Below are 855 nucleotides of genomic sequence, written 5' to 3' on the forward strand. Positions count from 1 at the left end.
CGCATACCGCCTTCTTCCCAAAGCGGCCAGTTGACGGACAGGGTCTGCCCGCTCCGCTTGTTGTCCCGCACGAGACGATTTCGGCGGGCTGCATAAACATCCATAAATGCGTTGGCTGCCGCATAACCGGCCTGTCCCGGATTTCCCATGCCTCCCGCCAAGGAAGAAAACAGAATGAAAAAGTCCAGCCGCACATCTTTCGCTGCTTCATCAAGATTGATAAGCCCTTTCACCTTCGGCGCCATGACGGTCTTCCGTTCGTTTTCTGTCTGGTTCAGAATGTAGTTGTCGGCGATCACGCCGGCGCCGTGAATGATCCCGTCGAGTGTTCCGTGCTCCTCCTGTATGCCGCGGACGAGGGCGATGACCGCCGCCCTGTCTGTCACGTCAACCGGTTTATACAGTACGCGGGCACCCGTCGCTTCCAAGCACCGTAAGCGGGCGGAGCGGTCTTTATCAAGCGCTTCCGCCCTTCCCGTTAATATGAGGACGGCGTTTTTGACGCGGGAGGCTATTTCTTCAGCGAAAATCAGCCCGATGCCGCCCGCTCCCCCGGTAAGGAGGTAAACCCCTTCGTCTTTCCACGGAACGGCGCCGCTTTGAGAGGCCGGCAGGTGACGCCAGTTTCTGACGAAACGTTTGCCGCCTTCATAACGGATTTCCGCTTGTTCAGGATGCGCCCGGTTTTCTTTCAGCTTGGCAAGAAGCGCTGATGCTGACTCGTCCGGATCGGCTTGGATGACTTGGCCGTACAGCTTCGGATGTTCAAGGTGAGCCGTTTTCAGAAAAGCGGCCAGCCCCGCCAATACATTGTCTTCCCCCCTGTCGGGGACAAGAAGCTGGATCAGCGTTTTT

Annotated in this window: 1 protein-coding gene; it reads right to left on the reverse strand. The window is 57.4% G+C overall.

The features are described from left to right. Nucleotides 1–855 (reverse strand): SDR family NAD(P)-dependent oxidoreductase (locus OWN49_RS19440; RefSeq protein WP_270908876.1); only part of this gene is annotated, 855 nt, incomplete at both ends.

Origin of the sequence: Bacillus sp. NEAU-242-2, from assembly GCF_027853835.1 — a bacterium.
Taxonomy (GTDB): domain Bacteria; phylum Bacillota; class Bacilli; order Bacillales; family Bacillaceae; genus Bacillus; species Bacillus velezensis.